This is a genomic window from Niallia sp. FSL R7-0648, assembly GCF_038007005.1.
Taxonomy (GTDB): Bacteria; Bacillota; Bacilli; order Bacillales; family Cytobacillaceae; genus Niallia; species Niallia circulans.
This window is the reverse complement of sequence record NZ_JBBOWE010000001.1, coordinates 2,729,423-2,751,149: the sequence shown is the minus strand read 5'-3', so window position 1 is coordinate 2,751,149 and position 21,727 is coordinate 2,729,423. Positions and strand designations below refer to the sequence as shown.

At 35.8% G+C, this 21,727-nt stretch carries 18 protein-coding genes; 16 read left to right on the top strand and 2 right to left on the bottom strand.

Annotated features, from left to right (window positions below; genetic code table 11):
• Positions 1-23 precede the first annotated feature (23 nt).
• The 10 genes from lepA (at position 24) to deoC (ending at position 12,256) form a co-directional block, all read left to right on the top strand.
• On the top strand, positions 24-1,859 hold the full coding sequence (lepA, locus tag NSQ89_RS13550; RefSeq protein ID WP_095258987.1) for a translation elongation factor 4: 1,836 nt from the start codon (positions 24-26) through the stop codon (positions 1,857-1,859).
• A 182-nt stretch (positions 1,860-2,041) separates the two neighbouring features.
• Entirely contained in the window at positions 2,042-3,184 is a 1,143-nt protein-coding gene (gene hemW, locus NSQ89_RS13545; RefSeq protein ID WP_095322352.1) for a radical SAM family heme chaperone HemW, read from the top strand.
• A gap of 153 nt (positions 3,185-3,337) precedes the next feature.
• The gene (hrcA, locus tag NSQ89_RS13540) at positions 3,338-4,366 is read left to right on the top strand and encodes a heat-inducible transcriptional repressor HrcA (RefSeq protein ID WP_047941311.1); all 1,029 of its coding nucleotides are present in this window, start codon (positions 3,338-3,340) and stop codon (positions 4,364-4,366) included.
• A 123-nt stretch (positions 4,367-4,489) separates the two neighbouring features.
• Complete coding sequence (gene grpE, locus NSQ89_RS13535; protein ID WP_172865805.1) at positions 4,490-5,092, top strand: nucleotide exchange factor GrpE; 603 nt, start codon at positions 4,490-4,492, stop codon at positions 5,090-5,092.
• A 34-nt stretch (positions 5,093-5,126) separates the two neighbouring features.
• Complete coding sequence (gene dnaK, locus NSQ89_RS13530; RefSeq protein WP_047941310.1) at positions 5,127-6,956, top strand: molecular chaperone DnaK; 1,830 nt, start codon at positions 5,127-5,129, stop codon at positions 6,954-6,956.
• A 193-nt stretch (positions 6,957-7,149) separates the two neighbouring features.
• Complete coding sequence (gene dnaJ, locus NSQ89_RS13525; protein ID WP_047941309.1) at positions 7,150-8,274, top strand: molecular chaperone DnaJ; 1,125 nt, start codon at positions 7,150-7,152, stop codon at positions 8,272-8,274.
• Between the two features lie 20 nt (positions 8,275-8,294).
• The gene (gene prmA, locus NSQ89_RS13520; RefSeq protein ID WP_047941308.1) at positions 8,295-9,236 is read left to right on the top strand and encodes a 50S ribosomal protein L11 methyltransferase; all 942 of its coding nucleotides are present in this window, start codon (positions 8,295-8,297) and stop codon (positions 9,234-9,236) included.
• A 119-nt stretch (positions 9,237-9,355) separates the two neighbouring features.
• The gene (locus NSQ89_RS13515) at positions 9,356-10,099 is read left to right on the top strand and encodes a 16S rRNA (uracil(1498)-N(3))-methyltransferase (protein WP_047941307.1); all 744 of its coding nucleotides are present in this window, start codon (positions 9,356-9,358) and stop codon (positions 10,097-10,099) included.
• 5 nt (positions 10,100-10,104) lie between these two features.
• The gene (gene mtaB / locus NSQ89_RS13510) at positions 10,105-11,457 is read left to right on the top strand and encodes a tRNA (N(6)-L-threonylcarbamoyladenosine(37)-C(2))-methylthiotransferase MtaB (protein ID WP_095258985.1); all 1,353 of its coding nucleotides are present in this window, start codon (positions 10,105-10,107) and stop codon (positions 11,455-11,457) included.
• 133 nt (positions 11,458-11,590) lie between these two features.
• A complete protein-coding gene (gene deoC / locus NSQ89_RS13505; RefSeq protein WP_047941305.1) occupies positions 11,591-12,256 on the top strand; it encodes a deoxyribose-phosphate aldolase in 666 nt (221 codons plus the stop codon).
• Positions 12,257-12,330: 74 nt separating this feature from the next.
• Here the strand turns inward: deoC and NSQ89_RS13500 are convergent, their stop codons facing one another.
• A complete protein-coding gene (locus tag NSQ89_RS13500; RefSeq protein ID WP_047941304.1) occupies positions 12,331-13,116 on the bottom strand; it encodes an AraC family transcriptional regulator in 786 nt (261 codons plus the stop codon).
• 487 nt (positions 13,117-13,603) lie between these two features.
• On the opposite strand from NSQ89_RS13500, the gene NSQ89_RS13495 reads away from it, so the two are divergent.
• On the top strand, positions 13,604-15,364 hold the full coding sequence (locus NSQ89_RS13495; protein WP_047941303.1) for an ABC transporter ATP-binding protein: 1,761 nt from the start codon (positions 13,604-13,606) through the stop codon (positions 15,362-15,364).
• Positions 15,354-17,135, top strand: a complete 1,782-nt coding sequence (locus NSQ89_RS13490; RefSeq protein WP_047941302.1) for an ABC transporter ATP-binding protein — start codon at positions 15,354-15,356, stop codon at positions 17,133-17,135. Before NSQ89_RS13495 ends, NSQ89_RS13490 begins: the two co-directional genes overlap by 11 nt.
• A gap of 60 nt (positions 17,136-17,195) precedes the next feature.
• On the opposite strand, the gene NSQ89_RS13485 is transcribed toward NSQ89_RS13490, so the two are convergent.
• Positions 17,196-18,113 (bottom strand): Na/Pi symporter, encoded by a 918-nt coding sequence (locus NSQ89_RS13485; protein WP_047941301.1) that lies wholly within the window; start codon positions 18,111-18,113, stop codon positions 17,196-17,198.
• A gap of 330 nt (positions 18,114-18,443) precedes the next feature.
• Here NSQ89_RS13485 and rpsU point away from each other — a divergent pair, with 330 nt between their 5' ends.
• From rpsU to floA, 4 genes are all read left to right on the top strand, one after another.
• Complete coding sequence (gene rpsU, locus NSQ89_RS13480) at positions 18,444-18,617, top strand: 30S ribosomal protein S21 (RefSeq protein ID WP_003152957.1); 174 nt, start codon at positions 18,444-18,446, stop codon at positions 18,615-18,617.
• A gap of 17 nt (positions 18,618-18,634) precedes the next feature.
• A complete protein-coding gene (locus NSQ89_RS13475) occupies positions 18,635-19,078 on the top strand; it encodes a GatB/YqeY domain-containing protein (protein WP_047941300.1) in 444 nt (147 codons plus the stop codon).
• 295 nt (positions 19,079-19,373) lie between these two features.
• Positions 19,374-20,714, top strand: coding sequence for an NfeD family protein (locus NSQ89_RS13470; protein ID WP_061798607.1), 1,341 nt, complete (start codon positions 19,374-19,376; stop codon positions 20,712-20,714).
• Complete coding sequence (gene floA / locus NSQ89_RS13465) at positions 20,714-21,715, top strand: flotillin-like protein FloA (protein WP_341132773.1); 1,002 nt, start codon at positions 20,714-20,716, stop codon at positions 21,713-21,715. The genes NSQ89_RS13470 and floA overlap by 1 nt, the downstream gene beginning before the upstream one ends.
• The last annotated feature ends 12 nt before the right edge of the window (positions 21,716-21,727 follow it).

The following is a 21,727-nucleotide window of genomic DNA, read 5'->3' as shown; positions in this document are numbered from 1 at the left end:
CGATTATTGTAGGAGTGAACTAAATGAACAGAGAAGAGATGTTAAAGAGACAATCAAAAATTAGAAATTTTTCTATTATTGCACATATAGATCATGGGAAATCAACTCTCGCTGATAGAATATTAGAAAAAACAAATGCACTTACAGCACGTGAGATGAAAGATCAGCTTTTAGATTCAATGGATTTAGAAAGAGAACGCGGAATTACGATTAAACTAAATTCCGTCCAATTAAAATATCAAGCAAAAGATGGCGAAATTTATACACTACATCTCATTGACACACCGGGACATGTGGATTTTACATATGAAGTATCTCGAAGCTTGGCTGCTTGTGAAGGAGCTGTATTAGTAGTGGATGCCGCTCAAGGAATTGAAGCACAAACATTAGCTAATGTTTATTTAGCGATTGATAATGATTTGGAAATTGTTCCGGTTATTAATAAAATTGACCTGCCAAGTGCTGATCCTGAAAGGGTTAGAAATGAAATTGAAGATGTTATAGGATTAGATGCTTCTGAAGCTGTGCTGGCTTCTGCGAAGGCTGGTATTGGGATAGAAGATATACTAGAACAAGTCGTAGAAAAGGTTCCAGCACCACAAGGGGATCCAGAAGCACCATTAAAGGCACTTATTTTTGATAGTTTATATGATGCTTATCGTGGCGTTGTCACTTATATACGTGTAGTGGATGGAACAGTTAAACCTGGTGATAAAATCAAAATGATGGCAACAGGAAAAGAATTTGAGGTTATTGAAGTAGGTGTATTTACACCAAAAGCAGTTAATACTGATCATTTATCTGTTGGAGACGTAGGTTTTTTAACTGCAGCAATTAAAAATGTTGGCGATACGCGAGTAGGTGATACCATCACTAATGCAAAGAACGGTGCAACAGAAGCGCTGCCTGGCTATCGTAAGCTAAATCCAATGGTTTATTGTGGTTTATATCCAATAGATAGTGCAAAATTTAATGATTTGCGTGAAGCATTGGAAAAATTAGAGCTTAATGATTCTGCATTACAATTTGAACCAGAGACATCTCAAGCATTAGGATTTGGTTTTCGTTGTGGTTTCCTTGGTTTGCTTCATATGGAAATTATTCAAGAACGTATCGAGCGCGAATTTAAAATTGACCTAATTACTACTGCTCCAAGTGTTATTTATGATGTTATTTTGACAGATGGAACAGAAATAAAAGTAGATAATCCATCAGCAATGCCAGATCCTCAAAAAATCGACAGAATTGAAGAACCATATGTAAAAGCAACGATGATGGCACCGAATGAATATGTTGGAGCAATTATGGAATTATGCCAGCAGAAGAGAGGTGTCTTCATCGATATGCAATATATGGATGAGACTCGCGTTAAAATTACGTATGAAATTCCTTTGTCGGAGATTGTTTATGATTTCTTTGACCAATTAAAATCAAATACAAGGGGATATGCGTCATTTGATTATGAACTTATTGGCTATAAAACATCGACGTTGGTGAAAATGGATATTCTGTTAAATTCAGAACAAGTAGATGCACTTAGCTTCATCGTTCATAAGGATTTTGCTTATGAAAGAGGAAAAGTTATTGTAGAGAAATTAAAAGAGCTTATTCCGCGTCAGCAATTTGAAGTGCCGATCCAAGCTGCGATAGGGCAAAAGATTGTTGCTCGTTCTACCATTAAGGCGATGCGCAAGAATGTATTGGCTAAATGTTATGGTGGGGATATTTCTCGTAAACGTAAATTGCTAGAGAAGCAAAAAGAAGGGAAAAAACGAATGAAACAAGTTGGTTCGGTTGAAGTACCGCAAGAAGCGTTTATGGCTGTATTACGTATGGATGACAATAATACGAAAAAGTAAAAATGACAATAAAAGCACTGCATGGTCATTATGCAAGAAACTTGCTAATCGCAACATGTACTGCTATAAGTAAAGGGGTAGGTGCCAGGTAGGTATCGACCTCTTTTCTTATTTTAATTGAAACAAGTAGGAAAAAACTTGTTAGTTTAAGATAGTTTAATTAATTTAAAGGTTGTGAAAAATTGATACAAGCAGCATATATCCATATTCCATTTTGTGAACATATTTGTCACTATTGTGATTTTAATAAAGTATTTTTAAAAGGACAGCCAGTTGATGAATACTTAGACTCTCTAGAGAAAGAAATGAAGCTAACCATTGAAAAATATGGACAACAAGAACTGTCAACGATTTTTGTCGGAGGAGGTACACCAACAAGTTTATCTGCATCCCAATTAGAAAGACTTTGTGGAATGGTGAATAAAGAACTTAAGCTTCACCCACAGCAAGAATATACGTTTGAAGCCAATCCTGGTGATTTAACAGAAGATAAATTAAAAGCTTTGTATGAAGGAGGCGTGAACCGCCTTAGCTTTGGAGTACAATCTTTTAATAATGAGCTGCTAAAGAGAATTGGCAGAACGCATAAAGCGGAAGATGTGTTTTCATCCATTGAAGCAGCTAAAAAAATTGGTTTTAATAATATCAGTGTTGACTTAATTTATAGTTTACCAGGTCAAACGTTAGAAGATTTTCAAGAAACATTAAAAACAGCATTTACATTAGATATTCAGCATTATTCAGGGTATTCTCTAATTATAGAGCCTAAAACGGTCTTTTATAACTTAATGAGAAAAGGGAAACTACCTACACCCGGAGAAGATGTGGAAGCAGGTATGTACAGCGTCTTAATGGAAGAAATGGCAAGACATGGTTTTCAGCAATATGAAATTAGTAATTTTGCGAAGCCTGGATTCGAAAGTCGGCATAATCTCACATACTGGAATAATGAAGAGTACTTTGGGTTTGGCGCTGGATCCCATGGTTATGTACATGGGAATCGCTATTCTAATTATGGACCTTTAAAGAAATACATGCAGCCTTTAGAACAAGGTGAGTTTCCGATCATGCATGAACATAAGGTAACCGCTATAGAACAAATGGAAGAGGAATTATTCCTTGGCTTAAGGGAAAATAAAGGAGTAAGTTTATCTTCATTTGAACAAAAATATAATAAAAATGTATTAGAGCTATTTGACAAGGAAATAAACGAACTAATAAGCAGAGAGCTTATTGAAATGGAAAGTGATTATTTAAAATTAACACATAAAGGCAGATTTTTAGGGAATGAAGTGTTTCAATCCTTTATTGGAGTTCTTGAATAATCATAATCTTGGTTTGTCAGGAAGTAGTATGCGAGAAGGGAAAAATTTCTTATAGAAATAAGGTTCAAATTATTGACACAGCCCCTTTGTTTTTGCTACTTTATATATAGATTTAGCACTCGTTAATAAAGAGTGCTAACAGAGGTGATTAATGTGTTAACTGATCGTCAATTATTGATATTACAGGTGATTATTGATGATTTTATTTCAACAGCACAACCAGTAGGCTCAAGGAGCTTATCAAAGAAAGAAAACATTACATTTAGCTCCGCCACCATTCGCAATGAGATGGCAGATTTAGAGGAATCTGGTTTTATCGAAAAAACCCACTCTTCTTCTGGGCGCGTTCCTTCAGAGAAGGGTTATCGTTTTTATGTTGATCATCTTTTATCACCACAGAAATTAAAGCGTTCAGAAATATTGAGAATTAACTCACTGTTTGCAGAAAAAATATACGAATTAGAAAATATTGTGCAAAAATCTGCTAAAATATTGTCTGATTTAACAAATTATACTACTATTGTCCTTGGGCCTGCCGTTAAAGAAAATAAATTGAAGAAAATTCAAATTGTTCCTTTAAACAACCATACGGCCATTGCTATTATTGTGACAGACTCAGGACATGTGGAAAACAGAATGTTTCACTTGCCAGATTCTATTCACGCAGGGGAAATAGAAAAACTAGTAAATATCTTAAATGACCGGTTAACGGGTGTGCCGATTGATAAGCTTCATAATAAAATTTATAAGGAAGTTGCTACCTTATTAAAACAGCATATTAGCAATTATGAGTATTTTATCAACTCTCTTTCCGAAACTGTGAAAATCGATACCCATGAAAAGTTATTTTTTGGTGGCAAGACAAATATTTTGAGACAGCCTGAATTTCATGATATTACGAAAATAAGAAATTTGTTGAATATGATTGAAAAAGAGGATGGAATACCTGAGCTCATTCGTAATAACTCATCCGATATTAGTATTAAAATCGGAAGAGAAAATAATAATACAGCAATGGAAAATTGCAGCATTATCTCTGCTTCTTATCGGATTGGGAATGAGCAAATTGGATCGATTGCCATTCTTGGCCCAACAAGAATGGAATATTCACGAGTTGTGAGTTTATTAAATATATTATCGAATGACCTGACAAAAGTACTCACTAATTTGTATCAAAAGTAACTTCTGTGGAATATTTAAAAGTGTGTAATGAAGGACTAAAGTTAGTAAATTTAAGATTGGTGAATTTCTATTTGCCAATCTGCACTGTTTTATGTAATTAATCCTTTAAGGGAGGTGAACAAGTTGGCAGAAGAAAAAGCAACGAACAATGCAGAGATGGAACAACAAGCAGCACAAGAAGACGTTAAAGTCGAAGAAACAGTTGAAGAAGTTTTCGAAGAGGTAGAAGCGTCTCCTTCCAATGAGGAAAATGTAGCTGAAGAATTAAAGGCTGCTAATGAAAAAATTGCAGAGCTAGAAGCTAAATTAGAAGAAGAATCTAATCGCTATCTTCGCCTGCAGGCTGATTTTGATAATTCACGCCGCAGATCAAGGCTCGATATGGAAGCGGCTCAAACATACAGAGCGCAAAGTCTTGTCATGGACTTATTACCAAGCATCGATAATTTGGAAAGAGCATTAAAAATTGAGGCAGTAGATGAACAAACACAAAGTTTATACACAGGTGTTGAAATGGTTTATCGCGGAATCCTTGAAGCTCTCAAAAAAGAAGGTGTAGAGGCTATCGAAGCAGTTGGAAAAGAATTTGATCCACATCTTCATCAAGCAGTAATGCAAGAAGAAGTAGAAGGAACGGATTCAAACATTGTGGTGGATGAGTTCCAAAAAGGGTATAAGCTTAAAGACAGAGTCATTAGACCTGCAATGGTGAAAGTAAGCCAATAAGCGTTACATATTAAAAAATAGGAGGGAAATTTCCATGAGTAAAATTATTGGAATTGATTTAGGTACAACAAACTCTTGTGTTGCTGTACTTGAAGGTGGAGAACCAAAAGTTATCCCAAATCCAGAAGGTAATAGAACATCTCCATCTGTAGTAGCATTCAAAAATGGAGAACGCCAAGTAGGGGAAGTTGCAAAACGTCAATCTATTACAAACCCAAACACTATTATGTCTATTAAACGTCATATGGGTACGGATTATAAAGTAGAAGTAGAAGGCAAAAACTACTCTCCACAAGAAGTTTCTGCGATTATTCTTCAATACCTAAAAGGTTATGCAGAAGAATACTTAGGAGAAAAAGTAACGAAAGCAGTTATAACAGTGCCTGCATACTTTAATGATGCAGAACGCCAAGCTACGAAAGATGCTGGTAAAATTGCTGGTTTAGAAGTTGAACGTATTATTAACGAACCAACAGCTGCAGCATTAGCATATGGTTTAGATAAAACAGACGAAGATCAAACTATCTTAGTATATGACCTAGGTGGAGGTACTTTTGACGTATCTATCCTTGAACTAGGAGACGGCGTATTTGAAGTAAAATCTACTGCTGGTGATAACCGTCTTGGTGGAGATGATTTTGACCAAGTAATTATCGATTATTTAGTAGACCAATTTAAAAAAGAAAATGGCATCGATTTAAGCAAAGATAAAATGGCTCTACAACGTTTAAAAGATGCTGCAGAGAAGGCTAAAAAAGATCTTTCTGGTGTAGCTTCTACACAAATTTCTTTACCATTTATCACAGCTGGAGAAGCTGGACCACTTCACTTAGAAGTAACTTTATCTCGTGCTAAATTCGAAGAAATTTCTGCTTCATTAGTAGAACGTACAATGGGACCAACTCGTCAAGCACTTAAAGATGCTGGTCTAAATGCATCTGAAATTGACAAAGTTATCCTTGTAGGTGGATCAACTCGTATCCCTGCTGTTCAAGAAGCAATTAAAAAAGAAATCGGTAAAGAGCCGCATAGAGGAGTAAATCCTGATGAAGTTGTTGCAATGGGTGCAGCTATCCAAGGTGGCGTTATTACTGGTGATGTTAAAGACGTTGTGCTTTTAGACGTAACACCACTATCATTAGGAATTGAAACAATGGGTGGAGTATTTACAAAGTTAATCGAACGTAATACAACCATCCCTACTTCTAAATCACAAGTATTCTCAACTGCTGCTGATAACCAAACAGCTGTAGATATTCATGTGCTTCAAGGGGAACGTCCAATGGCTGCGGATAACAAAACATTAGGCCGCTTCCAATTAGCTGATATTCCACCAGCACCACGTGGAATTCCGCAAATCGAAGTTTCATTTGATATCGATAAAAATGGTATCGTAAATGTTCGTGCGAAGGATCTTGGTACAAATAAAGAACAAACAATTACAATTAAATCTTCTACAGGCTTATCAGATGAAGAAATCGATAAAATGGTAAGAGAAGCAGAAGAAAATGCTGAAGCTGATAAAAAGCGTAAAGAAGAAGTGGAACTAAGAAATGAAGCAGATCAATTAGTTTTCACTACTGAAAAAACATTAAAAGACTTAGAAGGTAAAGTGGACGAAAGTGAAGTTGCAAAAGCAAATGAAGCAAAAGATGCTTTAAAAGCGGCTATCGAGAAAAACGAATTAGAAGAAATTCGTGCGAAAAAAGACGCTCTTCAAGAAATCGTTCAAGCTCTTTCTATGAAATTATATGAAGAAGCAGCACAAGCAGCACAAGCGGCTCAAGGTGCAGACGGCGGTGCATCCGATAAAGATGACAACGTAGTAGATGCAGAGTTTGAAGAAGTAAAAGACGATAAATAAAAGAAATAAAACCAATAAAATCAATTACGTTTAGCGAAAAGTCAAAGTCAGGTTATCTTGACTTTGACTTTTCTTTTCAATCAGAAGTTTTTTAGCGATAATTAGGAAAGATAGCAATAAACTATTGTACTTTAGAAAAGCAAAATGATACAATAGCATCTATGTGAAAAGAATCGGGGAGTGGTAATCAATTATGGATAAACGGGATTACTATGAAGTCCTTGGAGTCAGTAAAGGGGCTTCTAAGGATGAAATAAAAAAAGCGTATCGTAAGCTTTCAAAAAAGTATCATCCAGATATCAATAAAGAAGCTGATGCGAATGAAAAGTTTAAAGAAGTGAAAGAGGCCTATGAAGTACTGAGTGACGATCAAAAAAGAGCGCACTATGATCAGTTTGGCCATACAGATCCTAATCAAGGCTTCGGCGGCGGCGGAGACTTCGGTGGTTTCGGTGGTTTTGAAGATATTTTCAGCACTTTCTTTGGTGGTGGAGGATCAAGAAGAAGAGATCCGAATGCTCCGCGTCAAGGGGCTGATTTACAATATACGATGACACTATCATTTGAAGAAGCAGCATTTGGGAAAGAAACGGAAATTGAAATACCAAGAGAAGAAAATTGTGAAACATGTAATGGCACGGGAGCAAAACCAGGGACTAAGCCAGTTACATGTAAGCATTGTAGTGGTACTGGACAATTGAATGTGGAGCAAAATACACCATTTGGTCGTATTGTGAATAGAAGAACATGTAATTACTGTAATGGAACTGGTAAAGAGATTAAGCATAAATGTTCAACTTGTGGCGGAACTGGAAAAGTAAAAAAACGTCGTAAAATTAGTGTTAAAATTCCAGCAGGTATCGATGATGGTCAACAATTAAGAGTCTCTGGGCAAGGAGAACCTGGTATAAACGGCGGGCCAGCAGGTGATTTATATGTTGTGTTCCACATAAGAAGACATGACTTCTTCGAGCGTGATGGAGAAGATGTATACTGTGAAATGCCGATTACTTTTGTTCAGGCTGCACTAGGTGATGAAGTGGAAGTACCTACTATTCATGGCAAAGTGAAATTGAAAGTACCTGCGGGAACACAGACTGGAACAAAATTCCGCCTTAAAGGCAAAGGGATTCCAAATGTACGTGGATATGGCCAAGGTGACCAGCATGTAATCATTCGTTTAATTACACCTACAAAATTATCTGATAAACAAAAACAACTATTACAGGAATTTGCTGAAGTATCTGGAGATACTCCTCGTGGAGAAGAAGAGGACAGTTTTTTCTCTAAGGTAAAAAAAGCATTTAAAGGTGAATAATCAAAAAGGAGTTGGTAGAAATGAAATGGTCAGAAATCACAATTCATACGACAAATGAAGCGATTGAACCTATTTCAAATATTTTGCATGAAGCAGGTGCTAGTGGGGTAGTTATTGAAGATCCCTTTGAATTAATTAAAGAAAGAGAAGACCAATTCGGCGAAATCTACCAACTAAATCCTGATGATTATCCAGAAGAAGGCGTTCTAGTTAAAGCGTATTTACCAATCAATAGTTTTCTTGGTGAAACAGTAGAGGCAATTAAAGAAAATATCAATAATTTAGTACTGTTTAATATTGATATTGGATTAAATAAAGTTTCCATTATGGAAGTAAATGAAGAAGAATGGGCAACAGCTTGGAAGAAATACTATCATCCTGTTAAAATATCTGAGAAATTTACGATTGTACCTACCTGGGAGGATTATACACCAGTCCATACGGATGAATTAATCATCGAATTGGATCCAGGGATGGCTTTCGGAACAGGAACACATCCGACAACTGTATTATGTATACAGGCTTTGGAAAGAATAGTAAAAAAAGACGATGTGGTTATCGATGTTGGTACAGGATCTGGTGTGCTAAGTATTGCAGCAGCCATGCTGGGAGCTAAATCTGTGCTTGCTTTAGATCTGGATGAAGTGGCTGTCCGTTCTGCTAAATTAAATATTAAATTAAACAAAGTTCATGAGAAAACATCTGTCCGTCAAAATAATCTTTTAAGTGGTATAGAGGAACAGGCAGAGGTAATTGTTGCAAATATTTTGGCAGAGGTAATTGTTCGTTTTACAGATGATGTTTATCGTTTACTTCAAAAAGATGGTTTCTTTATTGCTTCTGGCATCATTCTTCAGAAAAAAGAAGAAGTAAAGGATGCTATTATCGCATCAGGCCTAGAAATAATAGAAACAGTACAAATGGAAGATTGGGTAAGCATTACCGCTCAGAAAAAGAGTTAATAGAAGAAAAACTTTCACAGCAACAAGCTAAAAGAGTAAGCGTATATTCAAAAGGAAAAAAGGAAGTTTCGTCTTACGATTCTTCCTTCTCTATTGCTTAAAAGAAAGTAGGAATTCGATTGCAGCGTTATTTTGCTAAAAACGAAGAGGATACATTTTTTATTCAAGAGGACGATTATCATCATATTGTACGTGTGATGCGAATGGATATTGACGATGAAATATATTGTGTCAACAGTCTTCAGCAGGCAGCACGGTGCAGAATAGAAAAAATTTCCGAAAACGAAGTCATTGCAAAAGTGGTACAATGGTTAGAAGGAGAAATAGAATTACCTATTTCGGTTTCTATTGTGAGCGGACTGCCAAAAGGGGATAAGCTGGAATGGATTATCCAAAAAGGAACAGAATTAGGCGCTTTTAAGTTTATCCCTTTCATCGCAGCTCGCTCTGTCGTTAAATGGGATGAGAAAAAGGGTGGAAAAAAACTAGTTCGCTGGAATAAAATTGCAAAAGAAGCAGCAGAACAATCCCACCGAACCATGATACCAGAAGTAAGTTCTCCAATTAGTATAAAAGAGTTGATAAAACTTTCAGAAGGTTATAATGTAAAATTAATAGCCTATGAAGAAGAGGCAAGAGAAGGCGAATCGTCTGTGTTAACGAAAAGCTTGGAATCGATGACAAAAGGACAATCTATCCTTGCGGTATTCGGCCCAGAAGGTGGCCTGACTGAATCAGAAGTAGCATTATTAAAAGAGCATGGTTTTGTGACATGCGGACTTGGTCCAAGAATATTAAGAACAGAGACTGCACCATTATACCTATTGTCTGCTGTATCTTATCATTTTGAATTGATGGAGTGATAAAAATGCCAACAGTTGCTTTTCATACTTTAGGATGTAAAGTAAACCATTATGAAACCGAAGCGATCTGGCAGTTGTTTAAACAACAAGGCTATGAACGTGTAGAATATGAAAATATATCTGATGTATATGTTATTAATACATGTACCGTTACAAATACAGGAGATAAAAAGAGCCGCCAAGTAATTCGTCGTGCAGTTCGTAAAAATCCAGATGCAGTTATTTGTGTTACAGGGTGTTATGCCCAAACTTCTCCAGCAGAAATTATGGCTATTCCTGGAGTTGATATTGTAGTTGGTACACAGGATCGCGTGAAAATGCTAGAGTATATTACGCAGTATAAAGAAGAAAGACAACCAATAAATGCTGTTGGAAACATTATGAAAAATCGTGTGTACGAAGAAATGGATGTCCCTGCTTTTACGGATAGAACAAGAGCTTCCTTAAAAATCCAAGAAGGATGCAATAATTTTTGTACATTCTGTATTATTCCATGGGCACGGGGATTGATGCGCTCAAGAGATCCGCAAGAGGTTATTAAGCAAGCACAGCAATTAGTGAATGCTGGTTATAAAGAAATTGTATTAACAGGAATTCACACAGGTGGATATGGCTCAGATATGAAGGATTATAACTTAGCTAATTTACTGCGTGATTTAGAATCCCAGGTAAAGGGTCTAAAGCGCCTTCGTATTTCTTCTATCGAAGCAAGCCAAATAACAGATGAAGTGATTGAAGTCTTAGATAAATCAAAAATAATTGTAAATCATCTTCATATCCCGATTCAATCTGGATCGGATACTGTTTTAAAAAGAATGAGAAGAAAATATACAATGGAATTCTTTGCCGAAAGAATTACAAGATTAAAAGAAGCCTTGCCAGGATTGGCCATTACCTCTGATGTAATCGTTGGTTTCCCAGGAGAGACAGAAGAAGAGTTTATGGAAACTTATGATTTTATTAAAGAACATAAATTCTCTGAATTGCATGTGTTCCCATATTCAAAACGGACAGGAACACCTGCTGCGCGAATGGATAACCAAATTGAGGAAGATGTAAAGAACGAACGAGTACATCGTTTAATTTCGCTTTCTGATCAATTAGCAAAGGAATATGCGTCTAACTATGAAGGCGAGGTAGTAGAAGTTATTCCAGAGGAAGTCTACAAAGAAGATGGCAATGGAAAGCTTTATGTTGGATATACAGACAATTATTTAAAAGTAGTTTTCCCAGCAACAGAAGAAATGGTTGGGAAAATTGTGAAAGTCAAAATAACGAAAGCAGGCTACCCTGTAAATGAAGGACAATTTGTCCGTGTTTTAGAGGAAGTAGAAGATCAAGCTGCGATTGTTTCTTAAGTTTAGCCAGCTACAATTGTTTCCTTTTTGTTTTATAAAATTAATTTTAATAACTTTAATATGGAAGCTCTTTGTTCGTTCAAAGAGCTTGGCATATATTTTTAATTAGTACATATATCAAAGGAGAATCTTAATGAACATTGCTAAAATGATTGATCACACTTTATTAAAAGCTGATGCGACGAAAGAACAAATTGTGACTCTTTGTGAAGAAGCTAAGCAATACACATTTGCTTCTGTCTGCGTAAATCCAACATGGGTCAAAGCTGCAAGTGAATTGCTTAATAGAACAGAGGTAAAGGTATGTACAGTGATCGGTTTCCCTTTAGGAGCATCTACTTCAGCAACAAAAGCATTTGAAACAGAAGATGCCATTAAAAATGGGGCAACAGAAGTAGATATGGTTATTAATATTGGTGCTTTAAAGGATAAAAATTATGATTTAGTTAAAGAAGATATTAAAGCGGTAGTGGATGCGGCAAAAGGTAAAGCATTATCGAAAGTAATTATTGAAACTAGTCTCCTAACAAATGAGGAAAAAGAAATTGCTTGTAAATTAGCAGTAGAAGCAGGAGCTGACTATGTAAAAACATCAACAGGTTTCTCAACAGGCGGAGCAACTGTTGAGGACATTACATTAATGAGAAAAACGGTTGGACCAGATATAGGTGTGAAAGCTTCTGGAGGTGTACGCAGCAGTGAAGACACGGAGAAAATGATTGCTGCTGGAGCTACTAGAATCGGAGCAAGTTCTGGAGTTGCAATCGTGAATGGTTTGACAAGCAATAGTGATTATTAATATATCCTTTAAAAAAACCTTAGAAAACAAATAGGTGTTCTAAGGTTTTTTTTGTCAATCTAACGCTGCGTTTATTAATAACTTTCCATATAAATTTTTCGATAATTACTCGGGGTAGTGTTCATGATTTTTTCGAAGTTTCGATTAAAGCTGCGAATGTTTCGATAGCCAACCATATCGGCAATTTCGGTAATTTTACTATCCGTTGTTTTTAATAATTGAGAGGCTAACGTTACACGATGCCCATTTACAAAATCAACAAATGGTATATGCAGTATTTTTGTGAAAAATCTTGATAGGTAGGAATAATCGTATCCAAATTTTTGTGATAAATCTTTTAAGGAAAGTTCCTCGGTAAAATGATTTTGGATATAGTTGAGTAAATCATGTAATAAATAATCATCTCTCCGCGTTTCCTCTTTGAAAGAAGTTTGATTTAGCAATTCCGCACAAATTAAGTACAGAACCCCTTTTTTGGCAAACAGCGAACTATTATTGTTGAAGAATATCTCCTTTATCATCTCTCTTGTGGCAGCCTGTAACTGGAATATTGGATGAATTAAGTCTTTGTTTTTACTAAGCTGATAAAATTGATTAACCAATTCTGGAGAAAAGACATAAATCCAGGAGTGATTTTTCTGATTACTTTGTAAACTATGTATTTGATTCGAAAGAATGAGAGCGTTTTCTCCTTCGTGGAGAGTATAAGATTTATCTTGTATGGTAAGCTCCAGTGTGCCTTCATCAACCATCACCAGTTCCAAGCTGCGATGAAAATGAGGAAGGTTGGTAGGATTGAATGCTGATATACGATCAAAATCTCCATTTTGTCCAAAGTAATTTGATTGATAGTATAACATTCAATGTACTCCTTTCAAGTCAAATTTTGTCCATAATTATACAATTTAAGTACTAGTTACGTCAAACCTTCGTGACTAAAATTAATCTGTGATAAGAAAAGGTTTTCTCTTTTCTTATTATAGTATGTTGCATAACAATATAAAATGGTAACCGTTCACATTTATTGCGTTCATTCATGGCTAAAAAGGAGGATTAAGATTAAGTCATTTGCAGCCTGGTTGTAATAATTGGAGAACAATGCCAAGGATGGGAGAGAAAGTGAAAATGAATATAAACCTTGTATACACGCCCTTACATGTTTTAAGAGATATTATTGATTTTACTTAGTGAAAAAATTTTACCAAGCCAGTTAAAGGTAAATATCCATCATTAAGGAGGAATAAAAATCTCCTCCTCTGAAAGTTTATTTAAAAGTATATTTAGCTATCTTTTGAAATATTATTTTGGAAGTAAACAAATTAAAAAAAGAAAGAGTGTAGATTCCTATTGAATAATTACCAATGGATTTGGAGTTACGTAAAGAAGAATAAGAAAAAAGTAATTGTTGCATCCTTGATTTTATTAGCAAATTCTTTCTTTGTAGTGATTATTCCTATTTTAAGCGGAAGATTGATTGATGAAGTCATTGAGAATAATCAAGTCCAACTCTTAGTACCCATTTTACTAGCGATGATAGGAGCGACACTGATCAGAACCGTTACTCGATACATCTACCAAATGTTATACGAACATGTTGGTCAAGACGCACAGTTTGATATAAGACAAGATATGTATAAAAAGCTTCAAGAGCTTGATTTTGACTTTTTTAATCATAATAGAGTAGGAGATATTATGGCGAGAATGACAGGTGATATGGACGCTATACGCCATTTCGTTTCATGGGTCTGCTATAATATCGCTGAATGTGTTATCTGGTTTGTCGTTGCCATTATCGTAATGATGAACATTGATTGGAAATTAACGTTAGCATTACTCGCTGTTACACCGTTTATCTTTATTTTTACACAAAAAATGTCCAAAGCAGCTCATCCAGTATTTCTAGAAATCCGTGAAAGTTTTTCCAGACTGAATTCCATGGTGGAAGAAAATATTAGCGGCAACCGAGTAGTTAAGGCATTTTCCCGGGAAGAGTATGAAATCGAAAAGTTTAATCATTTTAATGATGATTATCGAAAACGTAACCTTGATTCTGCTAATGTTTCTAAAAAGTATTTACCATGGCTGGACGGATTTGCCGGAGTATTAGCTGTTATTACTTTATTATTAGGTGGCTTATTTGTGATTCAGGGGAACATGTCCATAGGTGACTTGGTTGCATTTAACGGGTTTATGTGGCTCTTAAATATGCCAATGCGCATGAGTGGATGGTTGATAAATGATGTACAGCGATTTAATGCATCTTGTGTAAAAATTAGAAATTTATTAATAACGGAACCACAAATTATGGTAGAAGACAAAAAGAAAGGCAAGAAAATTGCTGGATATGTAACGTTTAAAGATGTCTCTTTTGCGTTTTCCGATGACCCTGAAACCCCTATCTTAAAAAATGTATCCTTTACCGTCCGACCGGGGCAAACTGTTGGGATTTTAGGGGAAACTGGATCTGGTAAATCAACGCTTGTTAATTTAATTGCAAGATTCTATGATCCAACAGAAGGAGAAGTATTAATTGATCAAATAAATGCAAAAGAATGGCCAGTGAGGAAGCTTCGCGATCAAATTTCGATGGTTATGCAAGACATTTTTTTATTTTCAAATACTATTGAGGAAAATATCTCCTTTGGAAAACCATATTTAAACATGGAGCAAATTCAACGCGTGGCAGCAATTGCCGACGCCCATAACTTTATCGTTAAAATGCCGGAGGGATACGATACAATCGTAGGAGAGCGCGGAGTGGGATTATCTGGTGGTCAAAAGCAAAGGATCTCCTTAGCAAGAGCATTAGCGAAGGATCCATCTATCTTGATATTGGATGATACAACATCAGCTGTAGATATGGAAACAGAAAGTAAAATCCAAAAGGAATTAAATCAGTTGACACAAGATAAAACAACCTTCATAATTGCACACCGTATTTCATCTGTAAGGGATGCAGACTTTATTTTAGTTCTTGATAAAGGGGAAGTGAAAGAACAAGGGACGCATACAGAACTTGTTGCGAAAAAAGGGATGTATTACGATGTGTATAGAAGACAATTAGGATTAGTAGAGCAGGAAGAAGGAGGAGCAGCCATTGGCCCGTAATAAATTTAATGTCGACGAAGAATTAGAGACCGAATTTAACTGGAGTCACTATAAACGAATCGGTGCTTATATTAAACCTTATAAGAAGGCATTGTTTATTACATTGCTAATCATCTTAACAGCCAACGTGGCAGGAATGCTCGGTCCGTTTTTTACAAAAATAGCAATTGATGAAATTATCCCAGATAAAAATATTCCATTATTAATCGGGATTAGTATTTTATTTGTTCTTTCTCTATTTGTAATTGGTATATGTATGCGGTATCGCATTCAATGGATTACTCAGATTGGTCAAAATATTCTAAAGGATATGCGTTTAGATATTTTTCAGCACTTACAGAAGCTGCCCTTTTCCTATTTTGATAATCGCCCTCATGGGAAAATCTTAATCAGAGTCGTTAATTATATAAATACATTAAGTGATCTATTAAGTAATGGGCTGATAAACCTGATCTCTGATATCATCAGTGTAATTATAACGTTAATGTTTATGTTTGCCATCGACGCAAAACTAACATTATATAGTTTAGCACTTCTGCCGATTTTAGGAGTATTAGTATGGGTAATCAAAAATATGCAGAGAAAAGCGTATCAAGTGTTAAGCAATAAACAATCTAATATGAATGCCTATATTCATGAAAGTATTGCCGGCATAAAAATTACGCAATCCTTTGCAAGGGAAGAAGAGAATTTTGAAATTTTTGATGAAGTAAGCAATGAAACCCGAACATCTTGGCTTAAGGCAGTTTCAATCCAGTTTCTTCTATGGCCAGGTGTTCAAAATATCTCTGTTTTAACAACAAGTTTAATTTACTTCGTAGGAATACGGCAAATTGGGGTAGATGTTAGTACAGGTACACTTGTAGCGTTTATTGGCTATGTCAATAATTTCTGGAACCCAGTTATTAATATGGGGAACTTCTATAATGCGCTTATCACTGCTTCTGCTTATTTGGAACGTATTTTTGAAACTCTGGATGTTGAACCAGATATTAAGGATCAGCCAAAAGCAATCCCAATGCCAACGATTAAAGGGAATGTCACCTTTGAACGAGTTACCTTCCGTTATGAAGAAGGGAAAAACATACTTAGTGATGTCAGTTTTCATATTAATGCAGGTCAGAGTATCGCCTTAGTCGGCCCCACAGGTGCAGGTAAATCTACTATTATAAATTTGTTAAGTAGGTTTTATGATGTAAATGAAGGCAGTGTCAAAATTGATGGGATTGATGTAAGAGATGTAACATTAAAATCTTTACGGTCGCAAATGGGTGTGATGCTTCAAGATACCTTTGTATTTTCTGGAACCATTCTAGATAATATTCGCTATGGGAAGCTAGATGCAACGGAAGAAGAAGTGATTACCGCAGCTAAAATTGTTAGAGCACATGACTTTATAAAAGACTTAAAGGATGGATATCATACTGTTGTAGAAGAAAGAGGTAGTACTTTATCAGCGGGACAAAGGCAGTTAATATCTTTCGCAAGAGCCCTCTTGGCTAATCCTAAAATATTGATATTAGACGAGGCAACCAGCAGCATTGATACAAAGACGGAAGAACTTCTCCAAGAAGGAATTACTGAATTGTTAAAAGGAAGGACATCCTTCATCATTGCCCATCGTCTATCAACAATTAAAAATAGTAGTCAAATATTTTATGTGGATGGTGGGAGAGTTGCAGAAAAAGGCACACATGATGAGTTAATGGCACAAAAAGGATTGTATTATCATTTATATCAATCACAATATGATTTATTGAAGGTTATGTAAAAAAGGGCTGCAGACATATATCCATGTTTGCAGCCTTTTATAGCATTTCACCCCAATCCATCAGCTGTGTAATCGCATAATCAATTTGCCAAAGCGCTCCGCAAAGGGGAGAACTAGGAGCGAAGATAGAACATTAAATAACAGACTTGCATGAGCTAATTGAACATCCATTTCTGCTGTCATATTTTTGACAATAGCAGCTAAATCATTGATAAACGGATAAAACAAAATGACCCCTCCAATATTTAACCAAATATGGGCATAAGCACAAAGTTTTGCACTTTTTTCTGTTCCTATTGATGCTAAAAAAGAAGTTATACAGGAACCAATATTAGATCCCAACATAATGGCTATAGCAATTTCAATCGGAAGCAATCCTGCTGATAAAAAGCCCATTATAATACCAATTGTCGCTGTACTTGATTGGATTAGGGCAGTTATAATAATGCCGACTACAAGGGCGATGAAAGGACGGTCTGCTAATGAAAGGAAAAACGAATTTAGAGCAGGATGATGTTCCATCATCCCAGCAAAATATTTAAAACCTCGCATTGTTGTAAAGACAATCGACATACCGAATAAAATGAAGCCGATACTTCTTAATTGATATTTGTTAATGATGATCAAGAGCACACCTAGGATGGCAAGCGGAAGTAGATAATTATTCATGTTAAACGTAATAAATTCAGTTGTGAAGGTGGTTCCGATATTTGTTCCTAAAATAATCCCGATAGATTGAGGAAAGGTTAAGACTCTTGCTGAAATTAGTCCAATCGTTAAAACCATAACGGCAGCGCTGCTTTGAAGAAGTGCTGTAATAATGATGGAAACAATTAACCCCTTCCATGGCTTATCTGTTAATTTTTCGAGCGAGTTTTTTAATGATTGAGAAGATAAATTAAATAAACCTGTCCGTAAGAGAGTCATCCCATAAATAAATAAAAGGATAAGGATAATAAAAAGTATAAGATAAATCATTCTAGGCTTCCTCCTTATTAGAACTATATGAAATAAAGAAGGTGGACATGTCATTTTTAGCTAATTAATGATGACAAAACTAGCTTCTTATACTAGATTTGACAGGGTGTTTAAAAACATGACTAGAGGGAAAAATACAAAAAGAGAAGGGATCGGAGGGAGAAAAAGGCTAATTCCTTGTATAAAACACCTTTTTTTTACGTTTTTTTAAAACAATTTGTCTAACAAGGTCAAATACAGTTGACCTTGTAACTTTGATATATTATAATGTCAAGGTACATGGAAACCATGTTGATGTTAGTGTGTTGTGTTCGGAGGGAGGGAAAGAGAATGTCTAAAACCGTCGTTCGTAAAAACGAATCGCTTGAAGATGCTCTTCGTCGCTTCAAACGTTCAGTATCAAAAACTGGTACTTTGCAGGAAGCTAGAAAGCGCGAATTCTACGAGAAACCAAGTGTGAAACGTAAGAAAAAATCAGAAGCAGCAAGAAAACGTAAGTTCTAAGAGAGGGTGTAGCAAAATTGAGTCTTCTCGAACGCTTAAATAATGATATGAAGCAAGCGATGAAAAACAAAGAAAAAGATAAACTAGTTGTAATTCGAATGATTAAGGCTGCCATTCAGAATGAAAGTATTAAGCTTGGTAGAGATCTTTCTGAAGAAGACGAGTTATCTGTCCTTTCTCGCGAAGTAAAACAACGCAAAGACTCCCTCCATGAGTTTGAGAAAGCAGGTCGTGAAGATCTTGTTGACAAAATACGTGCGGAGTTAAAACATGTTGAAATATATATGCCAGAACAACTTTCAGAAGAGGAGCTAGCAGAGATTGTGAAACAAGCAATCGCTGATACTGGAGCTTCTTCAAAGAAAGAAATGGGAAAAGTGATGGCTGCTTTAATGCCTAAAGTAAAAGGAAAAGCAGACGGTTCACTAGTAAATAAACTTGTACAACAACACCTTTCATAAATAAGTTTATGTTTTAAAGGCTGCAGATTATATCTGCAGCCTTTTTACATAGTTAAAAGATTTTCTGTTTTATCCATTTCTAATATAACATATAATAAAATTAGATGATTTTTATTAAATATAGTTAGATCTGTTAATTTCCTTTGCAGGACCATATTTTGTCCTTTGTTTTTCTCGATTTAAACGATAGAAATTATTAATTAAATAAAAATTAAAAAAAATGAAACTTTTTATTTAGTTAAACGTATACATAGCCATAACATTTTTCTATTACCATTTGGAAAGGAGGGAAAATTTGAGAAGACAAAAGAAAATATTGTTGATCCCTCTTCTTTTTATTTTTTTTCTATCCTTCATTCCTAGTATCATTTACGCTAATAATGAAGAAAAAGTATATGTAGTGCCAATAAAGGATACGGTTGAAAAAGGTTTAAGTCAGTTTGTAGATCGGGCAATTACCGAAGCAGAAGAAAATCAGGCTAGTGCGATAGTCTTTGATATGCATACACCTGGTGGAGATATATCTGCTGCTATTGAAATAGGAAAGAGAATTGCAGAAACTGACATAAAAACGGTTACTTTTATTAACCAAGATGCCATTTCTGCTGGTTCCTATATTGCATTAAATACCGATGAAATCTATATGGTGGAGGGAGGCAGAATAGGATCCTCTGGGGTGATAGACGGACAAGGGAATGCAGCAGATGAAAAGGCTCAGTCTTACTGGATTTCTGCCATGAAAGGGGCAGCAGAAAAAACAGGAAGAGATCCACTTTATGCAATGGCGATGGCAGATAAATCTATTTCCATTCCAGGTATGAAGGAAGCTGGCAAGTTTTTAACTTTAACTTCATCTGAAGCAGAAGAAATAAACTATTCCAATGGTACGGTAAATAGTTTAGAGGATGTGCTAGATCATTTAGGGATACAGAACGCAAAGATAGAAAAGGTTGATGAAAGCTTTGCAGTGAAAATTGCAAGGTTTGTAACAAATCCTATTATCATTCCTATATTATTATCAATTGGAAGTTTGGGATTAATCATCGAATTATATTCACCTGGGTTTGGACTGCCGGGAATAGCGGGAATTTCTGCTTTATTGCTCTTTTTCTATGGGCATCTAGTTGCAGGACTTGCGGGATACGAAAGTCTCATTCTCTTTGTGATTGGAATCCTTTTGATTATACTGGAGTTCTTTGTCGTCGGTGGAATAGCTGGAGCAATTGGGATTGTTTCTGTCATTGCTAGCATGTTTCTTGCAAGTGGAGATATTGCGGTCATCGGGATAAGTCTAGCAATCGCAATAGGGGTTTCCATTATAGCATCTATCTTATTAGTAAAGGTGTTTGGTAGAAAAATGAAATTCTTTAAAAAAATAATTTTAACAGACTCAACCAATACAGAAAGTGGGTATGTTTCTAATCAGAACCGCAATGATTTGATGGAGAAAACAGGAGTTACCTTAACTGCCTTACGTCCTGCCGGAGTCATACTTATTGAGGATGAAAGAATCGATGTGGTGAGTGATGGAAGTTTTATTGATAAGGGCAAGAAAGTAAAAGTAGTAAAAGCAGAAGGTTCAAGAATTGTTGTAAGGGAAATACTAACGATAGATATACAAAAGGAGGATGAGTAATGCTAGTAGGCGGATTTGAAATATTTTGGATTATTGTTGTAGTATTGGCAATTATTTTATTAGGGGTGCTATTAACATTTGTGCCAGTAATGCTCTGGATTTCTGCTTTAGCAGCAGGAGTGAGAATTAGCATTTTCACATTAGTAGGGATGCGTTTAAGAAGGGTTATACCAAGTCGTGTTGTAAATCCGTTGATTAAAGCCCATAAAGCGGGATTAAATGTAACAATCAATCAATTAGAAAGTCATTATCTTGCTGGTGGTAATGTTGATAGGGTAGTAAATGCGCTGATTGCTGCCCATCGTGCCAATATTGAGCTATCATTTGAAAGATGTGCTGCAATTGATTTAGCAGGACGTGATGTATTAGAAGCAGTGCAAATGAGTGTAAATCCTAAAGTAATTGAGACACCTTTTATTGCTGGTGTAGCGATGGATGGTATTGAAGTAAAAGCAAAAGCAAGAATTACAGTGCGTGCCAATATTGAGAGACTAGTAGGGGGAGCTGGAGAAGAAACAGTCGTAGCCAGAGTTGGGGAAGGGATTGTTTCGACAATTGGTTCTTCTGATAATCATAAAAAAGTATTAGAAAATCCAGATATGATTTCTCAAACAGTTTTAGCTAAAGGGTTAGATGCTGGTACAGCTTTTGAAATTCTATCGATTGATATTGCGGATGTAGATATCGGTAAAAACATTGGCGCTGAATTACAAACAGAGCAAGCAGAAGCAGATAAGAAAATCGCTCAAGCAAAAGCGGAAGAGCGTAGAGCGATGGCTGTTGCCCAAGAACAAGAGATGAAAGCAAAAGTTCAAGAAATGCGTGCGAAGGTTGTCGAAGCAGAAGCGGAAGTTCCTATGGCTATGTCTGATGCGTTGCGTTCAGGCAATATTGGAGTAATGGACTATATGAATTTACAAAATATCACGGCTGATACAGAAATGAGAGGCTCAATCGGTAAATTAACAGATGACCAGAAAAATAAAGGTGATAATGAGTAAACTTTAAGAAAG